Here is a 23,229-nt window from a genome sequence, read left to right as displayed (position 1 = left end):
CTTATCCGATTATTATTTGGAGCATGAGAACACCCATGCAGTTCGTTCTTTTGACACCGAGGGTCATTGCCAAAAGCCCTATCATGGCCCCTCCAGTAAGAACTAGAAGCCCCAAGAAACCGTCGAAGTACATGGAAAGGAGCAGGAGAACGGCCACAACCGCACCGTTCAAAAGCCTGTATGGCACATGAGCTAGGACCTTGAGTATGATGACCGCCAGTGGCTCTCCGTAGCTCAGAACCAGAAGGGAAACGAAAACCGCCGCCAGAGCGTAGTAGGGCAGGAAATGCCCACCCACTGGATCCATAAGAGCCACGATACCGTTTCTCATCCTACCCGTTTCCATGAAGTTCACGAACGAGAACAGGAAGTTGGCGGTGTTGACGGAAAAAACGACCGTCAGAAACGAGCGCTCGTCCCTGGAGAGGAAAGAGCCTATCAGGGCCGCCTGGGAGGCGGTAAACGTCGGGATCAGCGAGGCCATCATTCCCAGGAGGGTTCCCAGAAGGGAGAAACCTATGAAGCGTTTCAAGCTCATTCTAATTTCCCCCTCACCTTCAGATAGGCCTCCCGTCCCATCCACGATGGCCGTAACGAGAACGGGCAAACCAAAGAGTCCAGTAAATAAGTGGTAGTAGAGCTGCTTTAAGGGGAGCCGGAAAGCCAGAAACCCTAGAAGGCCGGAGAGAAGGAACACTAGAGCCGCGTGGAGCTTTTTCAGGCCTCTCTCGGTGAGGATCAGGAAGAGAGCCAGAAAACATACAACGGCCCTCCCAATTTCTGGAGTGTAAGCGCTCGCCAGCGCGGGATAGATGGGAGATATGAGGATCACCATAAGAACCGCCAGAAAACTCGCCCACAATGCGATTCTAACGACCTCCATGGCCCTCCCACGGAGGACGAGCTTGTGTGCTGGCAAGATTCCAAGGGCCGTTCCCTCGTCGGGGACACCGAGAAAAGCCGATGGGACGGCGTCCAGGAAGGTATGAGTTAGACCCATCGAGAAGAGCAGCAGGTTTCCGCCTATCCCCGAAGTCGCCAAAAAAGCCCCAAGGGTGTTCACGTGGATCCCCGGAAGGATTCCGCTAAGGGTTCCCGCAAGGACTCCGCTCAACAGTTCCCGGAGCAAAGGTCATCACCCGAAGGAACATCAAAAGCGGGCATGTTCCTGTAGGTAGTGAAGAATCCGTAGGCCGTTACCGTCTCGTTAACCTTAAGGGAAACGTTGAGAGACTTCCTGAGTTTTATGAGAACCCAGCAGTCGTTGTTGGTGACGTTCGCCAGTCCAAAGCCGTTCCTGTAAACCCTGACCCATTTAACCCGTCCGGCTATCCTGGCAAACGTTCCGTCCGAGAATGAGCATATCCCGTTGGGCAATCCCTCCCTGGGCTCGATGATATAGCATCTCAGGCAGTAGAGTGAGAATCTCCTCCTGATGGCCTCGAAGTGAATCTCATCACCGAGTCTCGCCCGGAAGTTGTGGAGCCTTAACCCCGTGCAGCCGAGCTTCAGGGAGCTGCCGGCCCCGATTACGGTGCAGTTCCCAACGGCGATGTCCCCGATGGACGCCTCTGAAACCGGAACCCGCTCCGCGCGGCCCGTTACGACAACGTCATCGGGCGAATCAACTATAAGTGAAAGCTTTGAGTAGAACCTGACTATTCCAACTGCCCTCACCCGCTTCCCGACTTCGAGGCTTGTGCCGTAGGGAAGATAGAGAACGACCTCCTCACTTCCGTTCCAGAGCACTGTTCTTGAGCCGTTGTAAATCACGGTCCCCTCGACGACCCATGGCATTCCATCCTTGGGTTTCTTCAAAAACCCTAGAACCCGGTATCTTACAGGATAAAATCGGTTCCGATACCAGATGCCCTCAATTCTCACCATTCGGCCCTTTCCCACGGGGATAGGAGTTGCAAGCCTCACTCTTCCCGGCCTCAGAATGTAAGGGCCCGATGAAGGCCAGTAGGCACCCTCCAAAGTGGAGAGGGGAAAGTCCGGTTCGGCCGGTTCTATCCGAGCATCCCTAAGCCTCACCCCCGAGGTCGTGTTGTACAGCCTCCCAACCACCCGGTAAACCTCGCCCTCCCTTAGGGAAGTGTACACGCCCACGGTAGTCCGTCCATCACTCAGAAGTGAGAAAGAGCCTGAGGAGTATACACAGACGCCAGTGAACTCATCCGCGTTCGTGGTTGCACCGATGCGGGCCATTATCAGAAGAACCACTAACGAACCAATTAACAGAACAACTGTCAATCTTTTATTCGTCACCATGTTTAAGAGTAAGAACGTGACCTTAAAAACCTTACCCCACTAATGGGGGATGTGGAAAAGAAGAGGGGTTAATAGACTTCGCCGCTCGGGTAGACGATGATACCTTCCTCGTTGATCTCAAAGGGGTACTTCTTCATGGAGTGCTTGGTCTCACGCATCTTCCTGATGAGGAGGTAGCGCTTCAGCTCAACTTCTTTCTCCACGAAGTCCAGAAGGACGACGCCTCTTGCTATGTACTCCTCCATTCCGTAGCGGCTTATTCTACCCCTGCTGGGATCGGGAGCCTCGGTAGTCAGTATCGAGGTGACGCCCATCTCGAGGAGTATCGTGTTGAGCTGGAGAAGAACCTCCCTTATCTTGCTCTCCTCCTGGAGTCTGAAGGCTATCGAGGGGATGGAGTCTATAACGAGCCTCTTGGCGTTTATCGCTTTAACGACACGGTATATGTAACGGAGAAAGTCCTCGGCGTTGAGATTGCCCTCGAGAACGTACTGCTCCTCGGAAGGTAGCCCGACCACCGCGCTGACACCGTCCACTATGGCTATCATTCGTTCCCTCTCGTACTTTTCAAGATCCCATCCAAAGGCCAGCATCTCCCTTCTAAGATCCTGCGCCCTTTCCTCAAGGGTGACTATGACTCCGGGTTCATTGTATTCAACAGCACCCTTGTAGACGAACTGAACTCCAAAAGTAGTCTTACCGCTTCCAGTTGGCCCTGTAACCAAGACGGTCGTCCCCGCGGGAAAACCACCCTCGATTAAATCGTCAAAACCGGGAATACCACTTTTTACTCTTTTGACGGTGTATTTCATGACCATCCAAATCACCCGTGAAATCTTTACGAACTCTCTCCTTTGTCTAATATAACATCTGGAACCAAAGAGATATAAAACTTTTGGGGTGCAAGTGGCCACTCACGTTTAAATCAATATATCCCGGGGGTTGTTCGGAAGTTCGCACTATTTGGGACTGCAAGCACCACAAACGGCCGCTCTGAGGATTTTTGGCGAAACATCATCAAAGGGATATATAATCCACAATCACCATGGAAATCGTTTTATGCTCCAACGTCCACCTATCGATGAGAGGTGAAGCCATGCTTGATCCCTTCGGAGATAGAGCCAAGCGGCTCGTCAAGGAGGAGTTCGGTGGAATAAGCGAACTGCTCTCAATCATCCCCTCATACGTGGGAATAGACCAGGCCATAGAACGGGTCTCATGGGTGAAATCTGGGGAGATTCCGGAGGAGATTCTCGGGCTTGGGGACGTTCAGGACCTACTGACGTTCTACGCCCTTCTGGGTGCCCTTGCGTTTTCACCCTACGGCATAGAGATGGAGCTCGTGAAGGAGAGCAACGCCAGGATATACTCCGCGAGGCTTAGACGGGCGGGGAGAATACGGGGAACCTCAATCGCCCTAGAGGGCGTGGATGCGAACGAGATACCCCCCAGGGACAGGACGATACTTGAGAGAACCCACCATCAAGAGCTGCCTCCTCAGGAGAGGGAGAGATTCAGACTAAAGTACAAAATACCCCTCGGAAAGTTTCTGGAACTGTGGGACGGGGGCCTCAAGGAGGTGTACATCAGGAGGGGGCACGCCTACCTCACGGAGGAGCAGGGACTGAAGCTATGGGAGAAGTCCTTTGAGAGGAACTTTGAAAGGGCGGTGAACCTGCTCTACGAGGTGAGGGACGAGCTCCCGGAGTACTACCTCAGGCTCTACGAGAGACTCGGGGAGATCGCGAGGGAGTACTTCAAGGAGAGGCTTGAGAGGATGGGTTCGGCTGAGGCGGGGCCACTGCGCTTTGATCTGTTCCCTCCATGTGTTAAAATCGCCCTCGGGGGTGTTCCATCCGGACTGAGGAACTATGCCATAACTGTTCTCCTCACGAGTTTTCTCAGCTACGCGAGACTGTGCCCCAATCCGCCAAGGAGGGACATCAGAATAAAGGACTGCGTGAGCGACCTGAGCATTGTTGAGAAGGAGATACTTCCCGTGATAATTGAGGCCGGCAACCGCTGTTCACCGCCACTCTTCGAGGACCAACCCCACGAGGTCAAGAACATCTGGTATCACCTCGGCTTCGGCCTGACGGACAAACCAACCCTCGAGGACAGCGGAAACTCCACGTGGTACTTCCCACCAAACTGCTCCAAAATACGGGCAAACGCCCCACAACTCTGTAAGCCGGACAGACACTGCAGAAACATCAAGAACCCGCTGACGTACTATCTGAGGCGCCTCTACCTTGAAAACAGAGGAAAAGCCGGCGAGAGTGAAAGCATCGAGGGCGGTGAGGAGAATGGCTGAGCTGTTCAGGGAGGCCACGCCGAAGGAGCGGAAGCTCTACTACTCGAGGGAATGGAGCCCCAAAAAACTCCCAGAGTTCATAGTTAAAACTCTGGAGAACAGGGAGTTCGGCTTCGACCACACGGGAGAGGGACCGAGCGATAGAAAGAACGTCTTCCTCGATCCTCGCGATCTGGGCGACTACATACGGGCAACGGCCCCGTACGCGATATACTCCAGCGTCGCCCTCTACGAAGAGCCCAAGGGCATGAGCGGCTGGCTGGGGGCAGAGCTCGTCTTCGACATAGATGCGAAGGACCTGCCGCTGAGGAGGTGCTCCCACCTTCACGAGCACGGTCAGGTGTGTCCGATATGCCTCGAGGATGCGAAGGAGCTGGCGAGGGACACCCTGGTGGTTCTCAAGGAGGACTTCGGCTTCGAGAACGTCCACGTGATATACTCCGGAAGGGGTTACCACATCCGCGTTCTGGACGAGTGGGCGCTAAGACTCGACGGAAAGGCTAGAGAAAAGGTACTGGCCTACATCAGTGCTGCGGAGGAGATAACCTTCGACGATATCCAGAGTAGACGGATAATGCTCTCCTCGGGCTATTACCGGGTCTTCCGCCTCAGGTTCGGATACTTCATAAGGAGGGTTAACGAGAACCACCTCCTCAACATAGGCCTGAAGAAAGGGCAGATCGAGAAGGTTCTGGGAAGCCGGGAGGAAATATACGATGGCTTCGTGCGGAAGGGCCTTCTGACCGCGTTCCCGAGGGGAATAGGATACAAAACCCTGACGAGGTTGTTCTCTCTGTCGAGCACCTTCTCAAAGGCCTACTTCGACGGAAGAGTCACGGTTGATGTTAAAAGGATCCTCCGCCTGCCGTCGAGCCTCCATTCCAAAGTCGGCCTCGTAACGACATACATCGGATCGGACGAGAAAAAACTCGAGCGGTTCAACCCGTTCGAGGACGCGGTTCCAAAGTTCAGGAGGAAAGAGGTCAGGGAAGCCTACGAAGAATGGCTGGAAGAGCACGGGGATGAACTGTGAACGGAAGAATAAAAATAGCCACCGCGATGCTGATATGGGGTAGCGTGGGGATATTCGCACGCTTCTCGAACCTATCCGGCCTAGGAGTAGCATTCTTCAGGGTGTCCCTTGGTGCCCTCCTGCTTCTCGTCATCCTCATAGGGAATAGAAAACAGCTCCAATCACTCCCTCCCCTCCTGAAGGCAAGGTGGAAGCCCCTCCTGGCACTGGGCATTTCCCTCGCCCTGAACTGGGTCTTCCTGTTCACGGCGTTCAACTACACCACGATAGCCAACGCGGTTCTCGTCTACTACCTAGCCCCCATAATAGCGACGGTCATCTCATGGCGCTTTCTCGGTGAGAAACTGACCGTGAAGAGCTGGCTCCTTATAGGCACCGCGTTCATAGGGCTCATCCTGATCATGAGTGGCCAGAACGTTGACCGGGGTGACAGGGATTTCATAGGGATTCTGCTCGCCCTGGTGGCGGCTTTCTTCTACGCCCTAATACCGAACCTCGGGAGATTTCTGCGCGGGATCGACGGCAAAACGCTGACGTTTCTCCAGCTCGCGATAGCATCACTCGCCCTCGCCCCGTTTATGACACTCTCGGGCGCTGGAGAACCGGCCTGGTGGGCGATTTTTGTTCTAGTTGCAGTTCACACCGTTCTGGCGCTGTTCCTCTACATGGACGGGCTCAAGGAGGTTGAGGTTAACGAGGCAGCCCTACTGAGTTACCTCGATCCGATGAGCGCGATAGTCTACGCCTTCATTGTATTCGGAGAGATTCCAGGGGTAAGAACCGCAGTCGGAGGGGCACTTATACTCCTCGCATCCCTGATGGATGCAACGGCGAGGGGGTCGTAGCCCGCCTTCTGTATCAAGGGGACATTCGACTGAGCGGCCTACCACGGGGCTCCCACCGGGAACTCATCACCCCTCCCTCGGCCTTGCACCCCGCGGGACGGCCGTTTCACCGCTCCCCGGCAGGTCGTCTGCGGGTTAGCTCGGGCACCGTCGCCGGCCCCTTCGCCGCTTTCATCCCCATACCTGCCGGGACGTGTCGTTTCTGCGCCGTTGCCCTCCCTCTCGGGAGGTGCCTTGCGGCACCGCGGCCCCGGTGCGGTGGGCGGAACTTCCTCGGGAGTGCCCCGGGAGTCCCCGACCCCCTCGCCTGAATGGAGTATGGAGAAGAGGGATAAAAAAGTTTGGTATTCACTTCTTCTTGGGGAGCTCCTTGTTCTCCTTGAACTCCGGCTTCCTGGGCCTCCTGAACCTTCCGAGAGGCGAGCGCCTTTTCGGTTTGGGCCTGGCGCGTTTTTTAGATTTTCCTCCCTCGCGGGAGTAGTAGAAAGCCCCGGCAACGAGCAGGAGGAAGGCTACGATGACGAGACCCATCCACAGGCTTCCGGAGGCTCCAGACGAGGTTGTCGTGGTAGTGTTCGAAGCGGTGGTGGTCGTGGTGGTAGTGGTTGTCGTTGGGGGCGCGGGAGGCTGCAGATACAGTTCTCCCTTTGACGTGCTTGTTTCGCCCATCGCACTCAGGGTAAACTCGTACTCGACGACCTTACCCACGGGCAACTCGAACTTCAGGGAAACCTCGTTGGTTCCAGGTTTGAGTACGCTCTGGAGCGAATCCTTGTAGAGGACGTTGCCATCGGCGACGATTCTGTATCCAAATTCGCCCTGAATCTCCTCGTAGTTGGGGTTCTCTATCATGATTTTAAACAGAACATCCTCGTCAGAGACCCTCTCGTAGGTCACGTTGGTGATGAGCGGGGGAGCCTGCACCTTGTAGGAGACCTTACCGCTACCGATGATCCTCCCGTTGAAAACCAGATTTATGACCGAGCTCAGGTTTCCAGATACGTTGGTTGGAAGATTCACTTCGATAACGTTCGTGCCGCCCCTTACGGCAACTGAAACTGTGGAGTTAGATACCACAACCTCCCCCCTGTACGTCTCCACGGTCATGTTGAGATTGATGTTTCTCTCCGACAGGAGGGTTATGTAGGCCCTGTTGCTCTCACCGAGCTTCACGACGTCCGACTGGAGGGAGAGACCAACGAGTTTAACTCCGAAGCGAACCGGGATTTCGCGGGAGTACCTGTAGCTTCCGCCGTCGTATCCAATGCGGTACTCCAGCCTGTACGTTCCCTCCGGGAGGTCATAGCCAACGGGAACCTCAAAACGTATCAGATTGTCCCCGGGCTTCATAGTCAGCGTTCTGTTCTCGGAGAAGTAGACCTTGCCGTTCGAGGACAGGGAAACGGAGGCCTCAACAGTGACGTCCGAGTGGCCGATGTTGTCTACGTGGGAGAACACCACTACGGTTTCGCCGTTGAGGGCGTAGGATGAACCGGGTCTTTCCTTCACGTAAGCGTCGGCAACCCCAAAGTTCAGGGCGCTCTCGATTATGCGGAGTGGAACCGTGGCGTGAACTATGTACATCGAGTTGTCGGCGGTGTACGCCAAAAAACGCAGATAGAGGGTGTAAGTTCCGCCGGAGACGTTGGAGACGCAGGATATGTTGTACGACACGGAGTACGTCTTCTGAGATGTCCAGTCGGTGAATATCGTTGGCTTGATAGTTAGATTGAAGCCCGGAATCTTGTTTCCGTCCGCGTCCTCGACCCAAAATTTCTGGTAGCTGACCACCTTGAAGCTGAAGCCGCCGGCGTTTGTCAGCATTATCGTCCCGCTGCTGTAGTCGCCGCGCAGCAGGGTTATCTCATCGTTCGTTGTGAAACTGACGAACTGAGCCGAGGACCGGGGGAGAAGCGCCATGACTAGCATCAAGAGGACAAACGCAACCGCTGTCTTTCTCATGCGTTCCCACCACCAATAGTTGTGTTTTCACCCATATAAAGGCTACTCTCCATAGAGCAGAATAAGGGCACCCACAACCATCAAACCTGCAAAGGCGGCCATCATGAGCCTGTACCAGAGGAGCCTGGAGAAGTGGGACCCTATGACGAGACCGAGCACGAAGAGCATAAAGCCGTAGAATATCGCGAATATCCCCAAGGCGGTGTTAACGCTAATCCCCAGTATCAGGAGAACCCCCAGAAGTGCTCCTGCGAGCACCGTGACGTGGGGAACCGTGAAGGCCAAGTAGTCCCTCAACACCCTCAGGTCTTCGTCCATACCCATCACTCCGTTACGAAGGCGTAGGTCGTTGTCGTCGGGAGGGCTTTTCTGATTTTCGGAAGGAGGTACCTAGGATACAGCTCCTCCGCCTTCTCCTCCAGGATATCGTAGGTACCGAGGATTTTGTCCATGACCTTAACCTCCACTCGTCCCCTAACCCTAAAATACCCCCTGTAGAGGGTGCTTATCTCCAGCACTATGGGTATCCTGAGACGCTCCTCCTCACCCTTATCGAGGAGGGAGAGAAGGTACTCCAGCTCGGAGCGTTTGAAGTAGTGATAGCTCCCATCCCTCAGTCTGACCCGGGGTTCATCCTCGTTGAGCAACTCCTCCAGTGTGGGCCTGCTGGCGGGAAGGTGGAGGTTCACCCTGGCTATCTCCCTGTTTAGTATGTCCTCTGCCCTCGGCATGTTCGTGCCTACTCGCGAATCCAATAAACCTTTGCTTAACATTAACTTGTTAAAAATTGCCAGGAAGGGCAGATAGAATGACAATTTCTTGTCAATCAAAGAAGGATTCAGGCGCACCGTCGTCATAATGACAAAAATCCAGTGGAAAGGCTTTTATTGGATTAATCGTTCAATAAAATGGCACTAATAATGAACATTTAAGCAATAATAGGTGATAAAGATGAACGATTTGAGCACGTTCGGTGTGAGAGGTGGACTTGAATCAAAGGGTCCGAGGTTCCTCCAGCTCATCTTCGTGGACATCAACGGCGTTCCGAAGGGCATGGAGGTTCCAATAGAGAGATACGATGAAGCTATAGAAGAAGGGATATCTTTTGACGGCTCCTCCATTCCTGGATTCGAGGGGATAGAGGACAGCGATTTAATTTTCAAAGCGGACCCCTCAACCTACGCCGAAGCCCCATGGGAAGGTGTCTCCAGGGTCTACGGATACATATACAAGGGAGATAAACCCTATCCCGCGGACCCGAGGGGCGTCCTAAGGGATGCCCTTGAAGAACTTGAAAAGGCAGGATTCAAGGCGTATATCGGGCCAGAACCCGAGTTTTACCTCTTCAGGAAGAACGGTTCTTGGGAGCTTCAGATACCCGACAGCGGCGGCTACTTCGACCTGGTTACTCTCGACAAAGCCAGGGGCATACGCAGGGAGATAGCGCTCCACATGTCAGCCTTCGGACTCGTTCCGGAGGTTCTCCACCATGAGGTTGGAAAGGCCCAGCATGAGATAGACTTCCGCTATGACGAAGCGCTCAAAACTGCCGACAACATAATCAGCTTCAAGCACATAGTGAAGGCTACTGCCGAAGTCCACGGTCTCTACGCCACGTTCATGCCCAAACCCCTCTATGGATTTCCCGGCAACGGAATGCACCTTCACATAAGCCTCTGGGAGGACGGGAAGAACGCGTTCGTCGGTGACGATGGGCTCAGCGAAACGGCGCTTCACTTCCTCGGTGGCCTGCTCACCCATGCGAAAGCCCTGACGGCGATAACGAATCCGACGGTGAACAGCTACAAGCGCCTCGTTCCCGGCTACGAGGCCCCGGTATACATAAGCTGGGGATACAGGAACAGGAGCGCACTGATAAGGGTTCCAGCCTTCTGGGGCAACGGGGCCAGGATAGAGTACCGCTGCCCGGATCCAAGCGCCAACCCCTATCTGGCCTTTGCCGCGATACTAATGGCAGGGCTGGATGGTATAAAAAAGAAAATCGAACCAAAGGCATACGTGGAAGAAAACGTCTACGAGATGGACGACTCCCGGCGTGAGGACCTCGGCATAGACACGCTTCCAGAAAGCCTCGGTGAAGCCCTGGAGTGGCTGAAGGGAGATAAAGTTGTCAGGAAAGCCCTGGGAGGGGCGTACAGGAATTTCATGAGCTACAAGGAGCGCGAGTGGGAGGGATACCTAGAATACCTCGGCGCCAAGGGTCTCCCGAAGGGAACAAAGAAGGTAACCGAGTGGGAGCTGGAGAGGTACTTCCACGTCTAGTGGATCTCTTCGAGCACTTCCTCAGGCTTTTCTTTCTCCTTCAGGTGCACCAGCGTCGAGCCACCTATTATAAGACCAGCCCCGATTAGCTGTTCGAAGGTGAGGGTCTCACCGAAGAGCAGGAACGCCAGGGTTATCGCAACCACCGGTTCAATTGTGGCGACTATGCTGGCCCTGCTCACCTCAATCTCCTTTAGGGCGTGGTTGTAGAGTATGTACCCCAGGAATGTCGGGAAGAACGCCAGAGCAAACAGATACGGAACTGCGCCCGATGGTACCGAGAAGTCCGTTAAGGGCAGGAGGTACAGCATGCCAAAGAGGAGCGTGTAGAAGAGCGCTTTCTCGGGCTCATCGTCCCTAACAGCAAACTTCGCAAGAACGCCGTAGAGAGCATAGGTTAGACCGGTTAGCAGTCCAAATATCAGCGCCTTGGTGGAGAACTGCATGTCCCCCCAGTTCACGAGGAGAACGCCAAGCATAACCATCGCCAGGGCGGCGATTTTCTCCCTCACCATGGGCTCGTTGAAGGCCAGCCTGCCTAAGATTATTGAATACACAGGGGCGGTGTAGAGGAGCAGAACGGCGAAGGATACCGATGATATCGTTACTGTGTAGAAGTACAGCGTGTAGAAGAGAAAGATGCTGAAGAAGCCGTAGAGGGCGTAGAACCTAAGGCGGGAGCGTTCGAGGGAGAATCCGGTACCTCTGAAGCGAAGATAGGCCGCCAGCAGAACTACGGCGAAGAAAACGCGATAGAACACCATAGTAAAGGGTGTCATCCCGAAGCCGTCGAGGTACTTGGCGAATATGCCCAGCGTCCCCCACATGGAGGCGGCTAGAAAAACGAAAATGTAGCCTCGTTTCATGGGCTCACCTCAGAGGACGGGGCCAACCGGTAAGCGACGCTTGTGCTCGCTGCCCCTCACAAGTCTCTCGACGTATTCGACCCTCTCGATGCTTATTCCAAGCTCCCTCGCTATTTCATCCTTCTCCATTCCAAGGTCAACCATGCGCCAGAGTATCTCATCAAGGAGGCGGTAGCTTATCCCGAGCTCGTCCTCGTCCGTCTGTCCCCCCCACAGTCCTGCTGAGGGCTTCTTTGTGATTATCCTCTCCGGAACTCCAAGGAGCTTTGCTATCTCCCATACTTCTGTCTTATAGAGGTTTATGAGGGGGGCGTAGTCACTGGCACCGTCACCCCATTTCGTGAAGTATCCCGTCAGAAACTCGCTCCTGTTGCTGGTTCCGAGGACGAGACGGTTCATGGCGTTGGCGTGGGCATACAGAAGGACCATCCTCGTTCTGGCCATGATGTTTCCCCTGCTCTTTGTGTCGAGCCTTCCAACGGCCCTCTCGAACTCATCGACGATGGGCTTTATGTTGACTACCTTGTACTCAATCCCCAGGCTCTCGCAAACGAGCCTGGCATCTTCAAGGTCGCTGTTCTCATAGTACGGCATTATCAGGCCGAGAACCTTATCTTTTCCAAGTGCCCTTACGGCGAGGTATGCAACTGTAGCGCTGTCTATGCCCCCGCTTATCCCGACGACGACACCATCAACGCCGGCTCCTTCGACCTTCTCACGGATGAACTCTTTTATCCTCTCAACGGCGGCGCCGTAATCAAGCTCCCTCATTTCTTACCCTCCTTCACGTCCCTAAGGAACTGGGAGTACCCCAGGAACGCCATGACTACCCCTACCAGCATCAGAACAAAGGCAAAGAGGGAGTAGACAGCGTAGGGGTAGTCAATGGCAGTTGCACTGTAAGTATAATTTACGCTCCCGTTAAAAACATATATCACCGGTCTCTCCGTTGGATGGAGCGTTATCTCGCGGTTCACCAGCGTGTAGTTGATCATCTCGGTCCCCTGAAGGAGGGAAAGGTTCGCGTTGGAGGAATAGAGAACGAGGGTCCTATTGTGGTACAGGTACTCACTCTCGAATTTGTCGTTGCCCAGGTAGTGCATGCCCTCACCAAGGGTTCCGCTGGAGGAGTAGGACTTGTCAACGCGATAGAAACCCGCGATTGATATGAGCAAGGCGAGGATTAGCATTATCAGTCCAACCCTCAGAAGAGGATAACCCATAGCATCCCTTAGCGTTCCCATTGGCATCACCTAGAGAAAGAAAAGAAGGGGGTCAGTACTTGCCAACGAGGTGGCACTCGGCCCAGTGGTTGTGCTCGTACTCGACGAGCTGCGGGTGCTTGGTGTCGCAGAGTCCCTTCTGGGCGTAGATACACCTCGGGTGGAAGCGGCATCCAGGTGGAATGTCGACGGCGTTGGGCACCTCACCCCTGATCGGCAGTTCCTTGATGATGTTCCTGCGCTCAGGCTTCGGCTCTGGAACGGCCGCAAGTAGTGCCCTGGTGTACGGGTGGAGCGGGTTGTCAATGACCTTCTCGACCGGCCCCATCTCGACTATCCTTCCGAGGTACATGACCGCCATCCAGTCGGCGAAGTACCTTGCCGTTGACATGTCGTGGGTGATGTAGAGGTAGGTGACGCCCATCTTCTCCTTGAGCTCCTTCATCAGCTCGAGGATCTCGGCACGGATTGAAACGTCGAGCATCGAGACCGGCTCGTCGGCGACGATGAAGGTCGGGTTGAGTATCAGTGCCCTGGCTATAGCGACACGCTGCCTCTGACCGCCGGAGAGCATGTGCGGGAACCTGCCGACGTAGTCTTCTGGTGGGGTTATCTTAACCATTTCAAGGGCCTTGTAGATGAGCTCCTCACGCTCGGCTTTGGTTTCACCTATGCCGTGTATGAGGAGCGGCTCCTCAAGGATGTCGAATATCCTGAACCTCGGGTTCATCGAGCTGAACGGGTCCTGGAATATTATCTGCACGTGCCTTCTGTAGTCAAGGATTTCCTCCTTGGTCTTGATGTCCGTGACGTCCTTTCCTTCCAGGTATATCCTACCGTCAGTGGGTTCGAGAAGCTTAACGATCAGCTTCCCTGTGGTAGACTTACCACAACCGCTCTCACCGACGAGTGCAAAGACCTGCTGCTTGTATATCTCAAAGCTGATGCCGTCCACCGCGTGGACCTTCTTCTGCGGGGCACCCTTGATCGTGTCTATGAATCCCCTCTTGATCGGGAAGTACTTCTTGAGGTTCTCAACTTTAAGTATCGGCTCCGCCATTTCTCACACCTCACAGCAGCCAGCATGCGGCGTAGTGGTCCTTATCAACTTCCTTCAGCTCGGGTTCCTGCTCCTTACAAACCTGCATTGCGTAGGGGCACCTCGGGTGGAAGCGGCATCCCTTCGGCGGCGTGATGAGGTTGGGCGGCTGTCCTGGGATGAACTCCAGCTTCTCAACGTCCTCGTGGAGCCTCGGTATTGCCGCGAGGAGCTTCTGTGTGTACGGATGGGCCGGCTCGTAGTAGACCTTCTCGCTGTCGCCTATCTCAACTATCTTACCCGCGTACATTATCGCGACCCTGTCGCTGATCTCGGCGAGTATACTAAGGTCGTGGGTGATGAATATCATCGAGAGGCCGAGCTCCTTCTTTAGCTTCTTCATGAGGTTGATGATCTGCGCCTGAACAACGACGTCAAGGGCCGTTGTCGGCTCGTCCGCGATAACGACCTCCGGCTCAAGCAGGAGGGCGGTTGCAATGATGACACGCTGCTTCATACCACCTGAGAGCTCGTGCGGGTAGCGGTAAACTATTTCCGGGTCAAGACCGACGAGCTCGAGGTACTTCTGAGCCCTGTCAAGGGCATCATCCTTGCTCATTCCCTTGTGGAGCATGAGCGGCTCGGTCATCTGATAGCCAACTGTGTAGACCGGATTGAGGGCGTTCATTGCACCCTGGAATATCATTGATATCTTCTGCCAGCGAATCTCCTTCCTGAGGACATCCTCCGGGAGGCCGACTATCTCCCTTCCGTCAATCTTCACACTGCCGCTGACGATCTTGCCCGGAGGAGTCGGCATTCCCATAAGGGTAAAACCAAGGGAGGACTTGCCGCATCCGCTCTCACCGGCAAGTCCCAGCACTTCACCCTTTTTGAGGTTGAACGAGATGTTGTCGACGGCCTTGACGACACCCTTGCTGGTGAAGTAATACATCTTGAGGTCCTTAACTTCGAGCACGTTCTTAGCCATTTATACCACCTCACAGCCTCCTGAGCCTCGGGTTGAGTATCTTATCGAGGGCCGTACCTATCAGCACGAAGGTAAGGCCGACGACAGCGATTCCAAGCCCGGGTGGAAGGACCCACCACCAGTAGCCCTTGGTCGTCGCCGACTGCGCCTGGGCCGCGTTGAGTATCTGTCCCCAGGTTACTGCGCTCGGGTCACCTATACCGAGGAAGCTCAGTGAAGCCTCTGCTATAACCGCGCCCGGAACGCTGAGGGCTATGACAGCAAAGGCGTACGGGAGCAGCTGTGGGAGAATGTGCTTGAAGATTATCCTTCCGTTGCCGGCACCGAGGGCTCTCGCCGCCTCGATGTACGTCTGCTCCTTGATCTGGAGTGCCATACTTCTCGCAATCCTTGCTATTCCCATCCATCCGAATATGACCAGCAGTACGACTATGAACCATAGGGTGACGTGTCCCAGAGTGGCTCCTATGAGGATAAGTATCGGCAGGCTCGGTATTGAAGCGAATATTTCGTTGATACGCATCATGAACTCGTCGGCGTTTCCTCCCAGGTAGGCACTGGTGACTCCGTAAACGAGACCGATTATGGTGCTGAGAACCGAGACGAGGACACCGATTGTCAGGGAGACCCTGCTACCCCAGATGATTCCTGCCCAGAGATCCCTTCCCAGGTAGTCGGTACCCATAGTCCCGTAGCTTCTTCCGAGGAAGGTGACCTTGAGGTTGTCGTAGATAACCTGGTTCTGCTTTGGAGCGGGGTTGTTGATCTTCATTATGAGCTTGTACTGGCCGTTGAGCGGCTGTGGGTTGCCTATGATATCGCTCACGTTCATGCCCGGCTCGACCTTGGCGAACATCGGGGCGACCATGTCGCTGATGAGGATCGTCTCAAGGGGAACCTCGAACATAGTTATCTCCCTGCCCTCAGTAACGTTCACGAGCCAGATGTACACATTGGTCGAGATTGTGCTGTCCCTACCTATGGAGATCGTGGTGCCGGAGCTGAGCTGCTTGTTTTTGAGAAGGGGAATGCTCTTCCCGTCGGGTCTCAGGAGGTATATGTCCATCGTCGGTACTTGGGATGGAGCGTTCAGCGTGACGTTCAGACCCCTGATAATGATTCCCTGGGGACCGAGGATATAACCATCGGGGAACTGGTAATCCGCCTCAACTATGGTCACTGTGTCGCTCGGGTGGCTGATCTTGAGGTCGTTGGCGTAGTAAACCTCCTGTGGAACGAGCTTCTGGGAGGTGAACATGTTGTACCAGCTCGGAGGAACGTTCTTTGGGTTGTCCTCCCAGTAGGCGGAGCTTCTCCACTTCTCGGGGAGGTTGGGCATAGTCGTGTAGGGGGCCGTGAGTGCAACCAAGACAAGGATGATGAGGAGAATAACACCGGCTATGCCGGTCTTCTCCCTCTTAAACTCTTCAAGGAATTCCTTAAATCCTTCTTTGACGTCGACCCATCTCATAGCGAATCACCTCACATCTTGGCGGAAGCACCGACCTTGACACGCGGGTCGAGGAATCCGTAGATCATGTCCGCGAGGACCACTCCCGTCAGGTAGAGCACGGTGAAGAAGTACGTCAGCCCTATGAGGAGGTTGGTCTCGTTCTGCTGGAGGGCGACCCAGTAGAGCCTGCCCATTCCGGGGTAGTTGAAGACGAGCTCACTGATGATAGCACCTCCGAGCGAACCGAGGAGGGCGAAGATGATCATGGTGACTATCGGCGGCGCTGCCGCGCGGAGGGCGTGGCCGTAGATGATCTTGTGTTCGGGGACACCCTTGGCCTTGGCGGCCATGATGAAGTCCTCCTGGAGGGTTCCTATCATGATGTTCCTGGTCGTCCATGCCCAACCGCCGAACACAACGAAGACGTAGGTGAACACCGGAAGGGCGAGCTTCCATAGGACATCCTTAACGTGGGCCCAGCCGGTGAGCTGTGGGTCGAACATTGAACTGAGCGGGAACCAGCCGAGCTTGAAGGCGAATATCAGGAGGAACATCATTCCGGTCCACCACATCGGCAGACTGTAGGTGAGCAGCGCGAAGATGGACAATCCCCTGTCGAAGACGCTGCCCGCCTGTCTTGCCGCCCTGACTCCAAGGAAGATACCGAGTATGATGACTATTATCGTCGCCGTCGTGAACAGGAGGATGCTCCTGGGAACGGCGACCTTGATAATGTCCGAGACGTTGTTGGTTCCAAAGATTGGCATGCTCGTCGTTCCAAAGTCCAGCCGCAATGTACGCAAAGCCTTCTTGTAAACTTTCTGCCAGTAGGGGATGTTCAGCTCGTATTTCTCCTCAAGAGATGCCTGCTTTGCGGCCTTGGCCTGTTCAAAGGCCTCCAAACCTTGACTCTGCTTGATTTTAGCACCCTCTGTCCTTTCCCACATCATCAGTTCCTCGTACATCTTTGATCTGTTGCTCTCCTCGGCAACCTTAACGAAGAGTGCCGAGATAATAAACGTCACTATAAGCAGAACGAGAATGGCGTTCAGGATCCTAAACACCAGATACTTCAGATACCCCATTTTTCCACCCCCACGTAGGTTGCTCGTGTTTAATGTATCTTTTTCAGCATTGTAAAACTGGCTTTATATATCTTACTGCATAGATGTGCACATTTTCATAGAAGTGCACTATGAAGCCTGGAAAGAACCGTCAGAAACGCGGGCAAAATTTCAAAAAAGAGGGGAAAGAACGAAACTACTTCACTTCTTCTTGGTGAAGTACCAGGCGGCCGCGGCGATGATGATTATCACCAGGCCGACGATGACGTAGGTGGTCGTGTTGCCTCCACCCTGCGGTGGCTGGCTGGTGGTCGTGGTGGTTTCGCTCGGGCTGCTGGTGGTCGTGGTGGGCGGCTGGGTGGTCGTGGTGGTCTTGGTTATGTCGTCCCAGGTGAGGCCCGAGATCTTGAGCATGACGTTGGCGAGGTCGTCAACGTGCTCCTTGGTGAGGAGGTCGAGCCAGAGGACTCCCTCGGCACCGCTGCTGAAGGAGTAGGTCTTGTCAATGCCGTACTCCTTGCTCTTGGCGACGAGCTCGCCCATGGCCCAGTAGAGCTCCCACGGGAGCTGCGGGTAGAACACGTAGAAGCCAGCCGTCATGTCGTCGGCGAGCGGGTGCTCGTAGGTACCGTAGACGATGTAGCCGTCATCGGTCCACTGCCAGCCGAGGATGTTGGAGAGCGTTCCAGCGGTTCCACCGAGTGAGCTGTCGTAGTACGGGTCGTCGGCACCGTCCTGGTAGGCCCAGGTGTAGAGGAAGGCTATGTAGTACTTGAGGTCGTCGATGTTGCCCTTAACGCCGTTGTGCCACTCGCCGAAGTCGCAGGTGACCTTGACCTTAACGACGGCCTCTTTACCAGCGTTGGCGGCAATCCATCCCTGGGTCTGGTTGTAGATGACGGCGTCGTCCGGAACGGTGAAGTGACCGCGATCGAGCTCCCACTTGCACCTGTACGGGCTGACGATACCGTCGAAGTTGGTGGTGGCACCGTAGTCCCTGATGAGGTTCCAGACCCTAACGGAGTAAACGTCGCTCAGACCGCCAACCGGGTTGAAGGCGCTCATGAACATGGCACCGGTTGAGGCGAACTGGGCGATCTTAAGGTGCTTGTCAGGGGTCTCAGCGGTCATTATGCTCCAGCGCTGGCCGATACCGGTGCTGGCCTCGGGCTTGATGCTGGTAACCCTCTGCTTGTTGGCCGGGTAGAACTCCCAGGTCTCGATGAGGAAGACCCTCTCGCTCTCGAGGATACCGATGAGCATGCTTATCTTCTGGAGGTCCCAGTACTGGTCCGCGGTGGTTATCTTGATCTGCTCGTCCGGGATGAGGTCGTCGTGGATGTACGGGGTGCCCTTGGCTCCCTTGGTGGTGAAGTAGGTCAGCAGGTAGGTGAGCTCCTCCTCGGTCCACTTGAGCATCGGGCCAAGGCTGTCAGCGCTCTTGTAGTAGAGGGTTCCAATCTTCTGGAGGCCTGCGTTAGCGTCGCCGTCGCCCAGGTACTTGAGGGCGTCCTCAACGGTGACGGTGTTGATGTGCTTCGGATCAACTGCTCCCGGAACGTATCCGTACCAGGCGGCGTAGAACCAGGCGGTGTAATCGTCAATCCAGACGCTCGGAATACCGCTGGTACCCCATCCGCCGGTGTAGATGTTCCACTCGTAGTTGCTCGGCGGCTTGGCGAAGACAACCTGGCCAGCCTTCTGCCTGTCCCACTCAAGCCTGTCAACCTTGAAGCCGACCTTCTTCTCAAGCAGGTCGGCGACGTAGAGACCAATCTCGTGCCTCTCATCCTCGATACGGATGATGAACTTGATGGTAACCGGCTCGCCATCGAAGTACCACATTCCCTCCTTCTTCTCGAGGGTGTGGCCGTACTTGGCAACCTCCTGAGCGGCCTTCTGCATGGCATCGGCTATAAGCTTGAGGGCAAGCTCCTCGTTGCCTGCACCGGTGAGGCCGAGGGCCTTGTAAACCGGCTCGAAGTACTTGTCGGCCGGGTGGCTGGGCCTTATGCAGCCGAGCATTGGAGCGCCGCTACCCTGGTAGATGTTCTGGACGATGTAGTCCCTGCTGATGAGCCAGTTCATGGCGAACCTGACCTGCCTGATGGCGAACGGGTTGAAGTAAACCTTGTCACCAACGGTGACGATCGGAGCGTCCTTGTCCGGGTCGTGGTAGGTGTTGAAGGTCAGCTCGTTGTAGGAGCTGGCACTCTTGTACAGGTTGAGGTTGGCAAGAACATCCTCACCAAGACCCTGGTACTTTCCAGCCGGGAACGAGAACATACCGAGGTCGTACTCACCCTTGGCGATCTGGAGGATAACGTTCTCAGGGTTCTGGACACCCTGGTACTCTATAACGTCGGCGTAACCGTCCTTCGGGAGAGTGTCGGTGAATATCTTCCTCGGGCCGGTGAACTTCTCAAGCTTGAGGTAGAGGTTCTCCGGGGAGTACATGACGAGCATGTACGGACCGTTGCTGATGACGAAGTGGCCGTACTTGAGGTACCACTGGAGGTCGGCCTTGAAACGGGCCTTGGCCTCATCGCTATTCAGCGGAATGTCCTTTGGAGTGTAGTCCGCTGCGCTTACTGGGTGCACGGCAAAAATACTAAACAACATCAAACCCATAATAAACAATCCCAAAGCCTTCTTCATACTCCACTGCCTCCTTCACTTTTTGGCAATGTTGCCACATATGGTGTATAATGGCATGAAGATATACATTGAAAGCCTATTTAAGGGTTACGTTCTTGTAAAAGTAGTGTGCTTAACAGAGCCACCACGAGCCACTATTACCCAAGTATAGAGGTTTGACATGTTCATCATTGCATTGCGTTGTTAAAAACGGCATAATTGTCCAATGTCCAGTAAACATAACGGATAGGGCGATGTTAGGACGGTAGAGGGTTGGGGAAAGCCCCAAAAATCGTTAGCGGTCAGTTCCGCATCACTCCATAGGAGCACCCATGCAAAAAACTTAAAATGGGCTAGTATCCATTCCAGTGCGGGCGCTATGTACGACCTTGTCCTGAAAGGGAAGCTCTTAAAGGATGGGAAAGTGATAGAAGGAAGCGTAGGCATTCTTGGCGGGAAAATTTCTCGAATATCCCTCGGCGAATTGGAAGGAGAGGAAAGGATTAAAATTGGCCGTGGGAATCTCATCCTTCCAGGCCTCATAGACGTTCATGTCCACTTGAGGGATTTTGACCAGAGAAAAAAAGAGACCGTTGAAACCGGCACGATGGCAGCCCTACACGGGGGAATAACCACCGTCTTCGACATGCCCAACACCCAGCCGCCCATTTTGAACGTTGAGATGTTTGAACGGAGGAAAGCGCTGTTTGAAGGGAGGGCCTACGCCGACTACGCCCTGAGCTTTCTCGTCAGAGACAACTGCACAGAGGCCGAAAGGGTGAACGCGGATTTCTACAAGATCTTCATGGGCGCTTCGACGGGAGGTCTCTTCTCCGAGCATTTTGAGAGCGATTATCGCTGTATCCCAGGAATTGTAAGCGTTCATGCTGAAGACGCTGGAATAATTCGAAAAAAACCTGAAAGACCGCCAGAGGCCGAGATAACAGCCATAAAACTGGCCCTGAAAGCCGCCGAGAAATTCAGAAAGCCCCTTAACATCTGCCACGTTTCCACCGCCGGTGGAATAGATGCAGTACTGACCGCGAACCTCCCATGGGTCAGCTTCGAGGTTACACCCCACCACCTTTTCCTGACGAAGAAGGACTACGAGAGGAACCCGCTCCTCAAGGTCTATCCCCCGCTGAGGGACGAAGAAGACCAAAGGACACTCTGGAGGAACTTTTCCCGGATTCCAATAATAGCGAGCGACCACGCACCCCACACGCCAGAGGACAAGGAATCCGGCGCGGCAGGGATACCCGGACTGGAAACTGAGGTGGCCCTTCTTCTGGACGCGATTAACAGGGGGATGCTCGAGCTTTCCGACATCGTGGAGAAGATGCACACAAATCCAGTTAAAATATTTGGAATAACGAACAAGGGGTTCGAGGTGGGAAAGGACGCGGACTTCACCGTGGTAGACCTCAAGAGGGAATGGACCGTTAAGCCGGAGGAGTTCTACACGAAGGCAAAATGGAGCCCGTGGAATGGCAGAAGACTGAAGGGAAAAGTGGTAATGACGATTCTTCGCGGAAAAGTCGTCATGGAGGAAGATGAGATCGTGGGAAAGCCGGAGGGGGTCAGGATAAATGCTGGAAATGGTAGCGCTTAGGGAAGTTTGGGAGGTATCAAAGGACGTCAAGGCCTTCCGCTTCGATAAGAAGCTCGAATTCAATGCCGGACAGTTCATAATGGCATGGCTTCCCGGAGTCGGTGAGAAGCCCTTCAGCCTGGCCTGGGGGGATTTGATAGTCGTCAAGAGGGTCGGCCCCTTCACCTCAAGGCTCTTCGAGCTGGCTGAGGGCGATTACCTCTGGATACGCGGGCCGTACGGAAGGGGCTTCGAGCCGAAAGGGAAACGAGTGGTCCTCGTCGGCGGCGGCATAGGGATTCCACCGCTCTATGCCTTCGCGAGGCAGGAGGCAAAGAATCTCGAAAGCATCACGCTCATCTACGGCGCCCGCTCGAAGGAAGAGCTGGCCCTGATGGACATTGAAGAATACGTGGATGAGGTGGTAATCACCACCGACGATGGCTCGGCCGGGAGGAAAGGTTTTCCAACCGATGTGCTGGCGGAGAGAAAGAACGAGTTCGACCAAGCCTACGCCTGCGGCCCGGAGCCGATGCTGAAAGCGGTACTCAGAGTTATGAACTACGAGAACGTCCAGATATCGGCTGAGCGCTACATGAAGTGCGGAATCGGCGTCTGCGGCTCCTGCAACCTCGGGAAGTATCTCGTCTGCAGGGACGGCCCTGTCTTCAGCGGCTTCCAGCTGAGGGGACTGCTCTGACCAATCACCTTTTTAAACCCCTTTTCTCTGCCTCCCCCGGTGAGAGAATGAAACGGATGAGCTGGGAGGAGTTCGCGAGGAGCATGGGTGTGGAGCCCCATATTCTTGAGAACGAGGAGGCGAGGCTCTTAAAGGAGTTCGTGATGGACTTAAGGTTCCCCACTCACTGTCAGGGCTGTCAGGGGCTCGATTTAAGCAACCCAAATCCCGTTCACCACCCGAGCTATGAGCTAACCCCAGCCTGCAACCACGACTGCATCTTCTGTTACTCGAACGTCGCGGTCAAGCTCGGGAAGGCTCCAAAGCCCGGCTACTATGGCTGGGAGGGGCCGTATGCCATAACAGTCTCCCAGTACGGTGAGCCATTGCTCAGCAAAAGGATAGTTGAAGTGAACAAGATGCTTAGAGAGAGGTTTCCGGAGGCGAGGCTCGACCTTCAGACCAACGGCTCGCTTTTGACGGAGGAACTCTGGGAGAAGCTCGACTTCGACCTGGTAATGATAAGCCTCGACGCTTCAACGAGAGAGAAGCATTTGATGATAACCAACGCCGACACCTTCGACGCAGTCGTGAACGCCCTTAGAATAGTCAGCTCAGATAAAAGCGTCCGCTCGGTTGTAAGGACGATATTCATGCCAGGTATAAACGACGAAGACATACCCAGGATAGCCGAGTTGGCGGCTTCCCTCGGGATTGATGAGATGATGCTCCAGCCACTGACGATTCACGAGCTGAACGTTGAGAGGCTTAAGAAAGCCGGGCTGGATTTTGACAGGGCCGAGAGCATAAGGGAATATCTGAAAACGGCAATGGGGGCGAAGAAGTATATAGACGTCCGCATAAGCGGCTGCCAGCTCGCAATCTACAGGACGATGGACCCGCTGACGCTGTTCAGCGCAAGGCGCGTTGCCAGGGACGTGGCACCGATAGTGAAGAGGAAGCGGGCGGAGATAG

20 protein-coding genes, 1 other RNA gene and 1 pseudogene are annotated in these 23,229 nt (G+C 54.7%); 7 read left to right on the top strand and 15 right to left on the bottom strand.

Annotated features, from left to right (window positions below):
• Position 1: 1 nt before the first annotated feature.
• The 3 genes from E3E25_RS09280 to E3E25_RS09270 all read right to left on the bottom strand — a co-directional run bounded on the left by E3E25_RS09280 (position 2) and on the right by E3E25_RS09270 (position 3,092).
• Complete coding sequence (locus tag E3E25_RS09280) at positions 2–1,129, bottom strand: tripartite tricarboxylate transporter permease (RefSeq protein WP_167892993.1); 1,128 nt, start codon at positions 1,127–1,129, stop codon at positions 2–4.
• On the bottom strand, positions 1,111–2,274 hold the full coding sequence (locus E3E25_RS09275; protein ID WP_167892992.1) for a hypothetical protein: 1,164 nt from the start codon (positions 2,272–2,274) through the stop codon (positions 1,111–1,113). The genes E3E25_RS09280 and E3E25_RS09275 overlap by 19 nt, the downstream gene beginning before the upstream one ends.
• A gap of 68 nt (positions 2,275–2,342) precedes the next feature.
• Entirely contained in the window at positions 2,343–3,092 is a 750-nt protein-coding gene (locus E3E25_RS09270) for an ATPase domain-containing protein (protein ID WP_167892991.1), read from the bottom strand.
• 278 nt (positions 3,093–3,370) lie between these two features.
• Here E3E25_RS09270 and priL point away from each other — a divergent pair, with 278 nt between their 5' ends.
• Genes priL through E3E25_RS09255 form a run of 3 tightly spaced genes read left to right on the top strand, consistent with a single transcriptional unit; the run spans position 3,371 to position 6,466 of the window.
• A complete protein-coding gene (gene priL, locus E3E25_RS09265) occupies positions 3,371–4,588 on the top strand; it encodes a DNA primase large subunit PriL (RefSeq protein ID WP_167892990.1) in 1,218 nt (405 codons plus the stop codon).
• The gene (gene priS, locus E3E25_RS09260) at positions 4,581–5,621 is read left to right on the top strand and encodes a DNA primase catalytic subunit PriS (RefSeq protein ID WP_167892989.1); all 1,041 of its coding nucleotides are present in this window, start codon (positions 4,581–4,583) and stop codon (positions 5,619–5,621) included. The genes priL and priS overlap by 8 nt, the downstream gene beginning before the upstream one ends.
• Positions 5,618–6,466: a DMT family transporter gene (locus E3E25_RS09255; RefSeq protein WP_167892988.1), complete on the top strand. Its 849-nt coding sequence runs from the start codon at positions 5,618–5,620 to the stop codon at positions 6,464–6,466. Before priS ends, E3E25_RS09255 begins: the two co-directional genes overlap by 4 nt.
• Here the strand turns inward: E3E25_RS09255 and rnpB are convergent.
• From rnpB to E3E25_RS09235, 4 genes are all read right to left on the bottom strand, one after another.
• Positions 6,452–6,773: RNase P RNA component (rnpB, locus tag E3E25_RS09250), an RNA gene on the bottom strand. The genes E3E25_RS09255 and rnpB overlap by 15 nt on opposite strands.
• 41 nt (positions 6,774–6,814) lie before the next feature.
• On the bottom strand, positions 6,815–8,428 hold the full coding sequence (locus E3E25_RS09245) for a hypothetical protein (RefSeq protein ID WP_167892987.1): 1,614 nt from the start codon (positions 8,426–8,428) through the stop codon (positions 6,815–6,817).
• A 42-nt stretch (positions 8,429–8,470) separates the two neighbouring features.
• Positions 8,471–8,752, bottom strand: coding sequence for a hypothetical protein (locus E3E25_RS09240; RefSeq protein ID WP_240910808.1), 282 nt, complete (start codon positions 8,750–8,752; stop codon positions 8,471–8,473).
• Positions 8,752–9,159: a DUF61 family protein gene (locus E3E25_RS09235; RefSeq protein WP_167892986.1), complete on the bottom strand. Its 408-nt coding sequence runs from the start codon at positions 9,157–9,159 to the stop codon at positions 8,752–8,754. The genes E3E25_RS09240 and E3E25_RS09235 overlap by 1 nt, the downstream gene beginning before the upstream one ends.
• 220 nt (positions 9,160–9,379) lie before the next feature.
• Between E3E25_RS09235 and glnA the strand changes: the two genes are divergently transcribed.
• Complete coding sequence (gene glnA / locus E3E25_RS09230) at positions 9,380–10,711, top strand: type I glutamate--ammonia ligase (RefSeq protein WP_167892985.1); 1,332 nt, start codon at positions 9,380–9,382, stop codon at positions 10,709–10,711.
• On the opposite strand, the gene E3E25_RS09225 is transcribed toward glnA, so the two are convergent.
• From E3E25_RS09225 to E3E25_RS09190, 8 genes are all read right to left on the bottom strand, one after another.
• The gene (locus E3E25_RS09225; protein WP_167892984.1) at positions 10,708–11,577 is read right to left on the bottom strand and encodes an EamA family transporter; all 870 of its coding nucleotides are present in this window, start codon (positions 11,575–11,577) and stop codon (positions 10,708–10,710) included. The genes glnA and E3E25_RS09225 overlap by 4 nt on opposite strands.
• Positions 11,578–11,586: 9 nt before the next feature.
• On the bottom strand, positions 11,587–12,348 hold the full coding sequence (locus E3E25_RS09220; RefSeq protein ID WP_167892983.1) for an NAD+ synthase: 762 nt from the start codon (positions 12,346–12,348) through the stop codon (positions 11,587–11,589).
• Positions 12,345–12,827 carry a hypothetical protein gene (locus E3E25_RS09215; RefSeq protein WP_240910807.1) on the bottom strand — a complete coding sequence of 161 codons (483 nt, stop codon included), beginning with the start codon at positions 12,825–12,827 and terminating at the stop codon, positions 12,345–12,347. Before E3E25_RS09215 ends, E3E25_RS09220 begins: the two co-directional genes overlap by 4 nt.
• A gap of 25 nt (positions 12,828–12,852) precedes the next feature.
• Positions 12,853–13,860, bottom strand: coding sequence for an ABC transporter ATP-binding protein (locus tag E3E25_RS09210; protein WP_167892982.1), 1,008 nt, complete (start codon positions 13,858–13,860; stop codon positions 12,853–12,855).
• Positions 13,861–13,870: 10 nt separating this feature from the next.
• Entirely contained in the window at positions 13,871–14,830 is a 960-nt protein-coding gene (locus E3E25_RS09205; RefSeq protein WP_167892981.1) for an ABC transporter ATP-binding protein, read from the bottom strand.
• 10 nt (positions 14,831–14,840) lie between these two features.
• A complete protein-coding gene (locus E3E25_RS09200; protein ID WP_167892980.1) occupies positions 14,841–16,301 on the bottom strand; it encodes an ABC transporter permease in 1,461 nt (486 codons plus the stop codon).
• Between the two features lie 11 nt (positions 16,302–16,312).
• Positions 16,313–17,368 carry an ABC transporter permease gene (locus E3E25_RS09195; protein ID WP_167892979.1) on the bottom strand — a complete coding sequence of 352 codons (1,056 nt, stop codon included), beginning with the start codon at positions 17,366–17,368 and terminating at the stop codon, positions 16,313–16,315.
• Positions 17,369–17,548: 180 nt separating this feature from the next.
• Positions 17,549–19,948, bottom strand: coding sequence for an ABC transporter substrate-binding protein (locus E3E25_RS09190; RefSeq protein WP_370456678.1), 2,400 nt, complete (start codon positions 19,946–19,948; stop codon positions 17,549–17,551).
• Positions 19,949–20,363: 415 nt separating this feature from the next.
• On the opposite strand from E3E25_RS09190, the gene E3E25_RS09185 reads away from it, so the two are divergent.
• The 3 genes and pseudogenes from E3E25_RS09185 to E3E25_RS09175 all read left to right on the top strand — a co-directional run.
• A complete protein-coding gene (locus E3E25_RS09185) occupies positions 20,364–21,596 on the top strand; it encodes a dihydroorotase (RefSeq protein WP_167892977.1) in 1,233 nt (410 codons plus the stop codon).
• Entirely contained in the window at positions 21,574–22,275 is a 702-nt protein-coding gene (locus tag E3E25_RS09180; protein WP_167892976.1) for a dihydroorotate dehydrogenase electron transfer subunit, read from the top strand. The genes E3E25_RS09185 and E3E25_RS09180 overlap by 23 nt, the downstream gene beginning before the upstream one ends.
• 47 nt (positions 22,276–22,322) lie before the next feature.
• Positions 22,323–23,219, top strand: a pseudogene (locus tag E3E25_RS09175) (radical SAM protein); the annotation flags it as partial.
• Positions 23,220–23,229 lie beyond the last annotated feature (10 nt).

The sequence above is a fragment of the Thermococcus sp. MAR1 genome (assembly GCF_012027305.1).
In the GTDB taxonomy this organism is placed as follows: domain Archaea; phylum Methanobacteriota_B; class Thermococci; order Thermococcales; family Thermococcaceae; genus Thermococcus.
The sequence above is the reverse complement of the archived record's forward strand: the minus strand, read 5'-3'. Positions and strand labels throughout refer to the sequence as shown.

Excerpts from the sequence above, each read along its gene's own strand:
- E3E25_RS09275 (WP_167892992.1), bottom strand. The coding sequence starts at position 2,274 with ATGGTGACGAATAAAAGATTGACAGTTGTTCTGTTAATTGGTTCGTTA.
- E3E25_RS09270 (WP_167892991.1), bottom strand. The coding sequence starts at position 3,092 with ATGGTCATGAAATACACCGTCAAAAGAGTAAAAAGTGGTATTCCCGGT.
- priL (WP_167892990.1), top strand. The coding sequence starts at position 3,371 with ATGCTTGATCCCTTCGGAGATAGAGCCAAGCGGCTCGTCAAGGAGGAG.
- priS (WP_167892989.1), top strand. The coding sequence starts at position 4,581 with ATGGCTGAGCTGTTCAGGGAGGCCACGCCGAAGGAGCGGAAGCTCTAC.
- E3E25_RS09245 (WP_167892987.1), bottom strand. The coding sequence starts at position 8,428 with ATGAGAAAGACAGCGGTTGCGTTTGTCCTCTTGATGCTAGTCATGGCG.
- E3E25_RS09240 (WP_240910808.1), bottom strand. The coding sequence starts at position 8,752 with ATGGGTATGGACGAAGACCTGAGGGTGTTGAGGGACTACTTGGCCTTC.
- E3E25_RS09235 (WP_167892986.1), bottom strand. The coding sequence starts at position 9,159 with ATGCCGAGGGCAGAGGACATACTAAACAGGGAGATAGCCAGGGTGAAC.
- glnA (WP_167892985.1), top strand. The coding sequence starts at position 9,380 with ATGAACGATTTGAGCACGTTCGGTGTGAGAGGTGGACTTGAATCAAAG.
- E3E25_RS09225 (WP_167892984.1), bottom strand. The coding sequence starts at position 11,577 with ATGAAACGAGGCTACATTTTCGTTTTTCTAGCCGCCTCCATGTGGGGG.
- E3E25_RS09220 (WP_167892983.1), bottom strand. The coding sequence starts at position 12,348 with ATGAGGGAGCTTGATTACGGCGCCGCCGTTGAGAGGATAAAAGAGTTC.
- E3E25_RS09215 (WP_240910807.1), bottom strand. The coding sequence starts at position 12,827 with ATGCCAATGGGAACGCTAAGGGATGCTATGGGTTATCCTCTTCTGAGG.
- E3E25_RS09210 (WP_167892982.1), bottom strand. The coding sequence starts at position 13,860 with ATGGCGGAGCCGATACTTAAAGTTGAGAACCTCAAGAAGTACTTCCCG.
- E3E25_RS09205 (WP_167892981.1), bottom strand. The coding sequence starts at position 14,830 with ATGGCTAAGAACGTGCTCGAAGTTAAGGACCTCAAGATGTATTACTTC.
- E3E25_RS09200 (WP_167892980.1), bottom strand. The coding sequence starts at position 16,301 with ATGAGATGGGTCGACGTCAAAGAAGGATTTAAGGAATTCCTTGAAGAG.
- E3E25_RS09195 (WP_167892979.1), bottom strand. The coding sequence starts at position 17,368 with ATGGGGTATCTGAAGTATCTGGTGTTTAGGATCCTGAACGCCATTCTC.
- E3E25_RS09185 (WP_167892977.1), top strand. The coding sequence starts at position 20,364 with ATGTACGACCTTGTCCTGAAAGGGAAGCTCTTAAAGGATGGGAAAGTG.
- E3E25_RS09180 (WP_167892976.1), top strand. The coding sequence starts at position 21,574 with ATGCTGGAAATGGTAGCGCTTAGGGAAGTTTGGGAGGTATCAAAGGAC.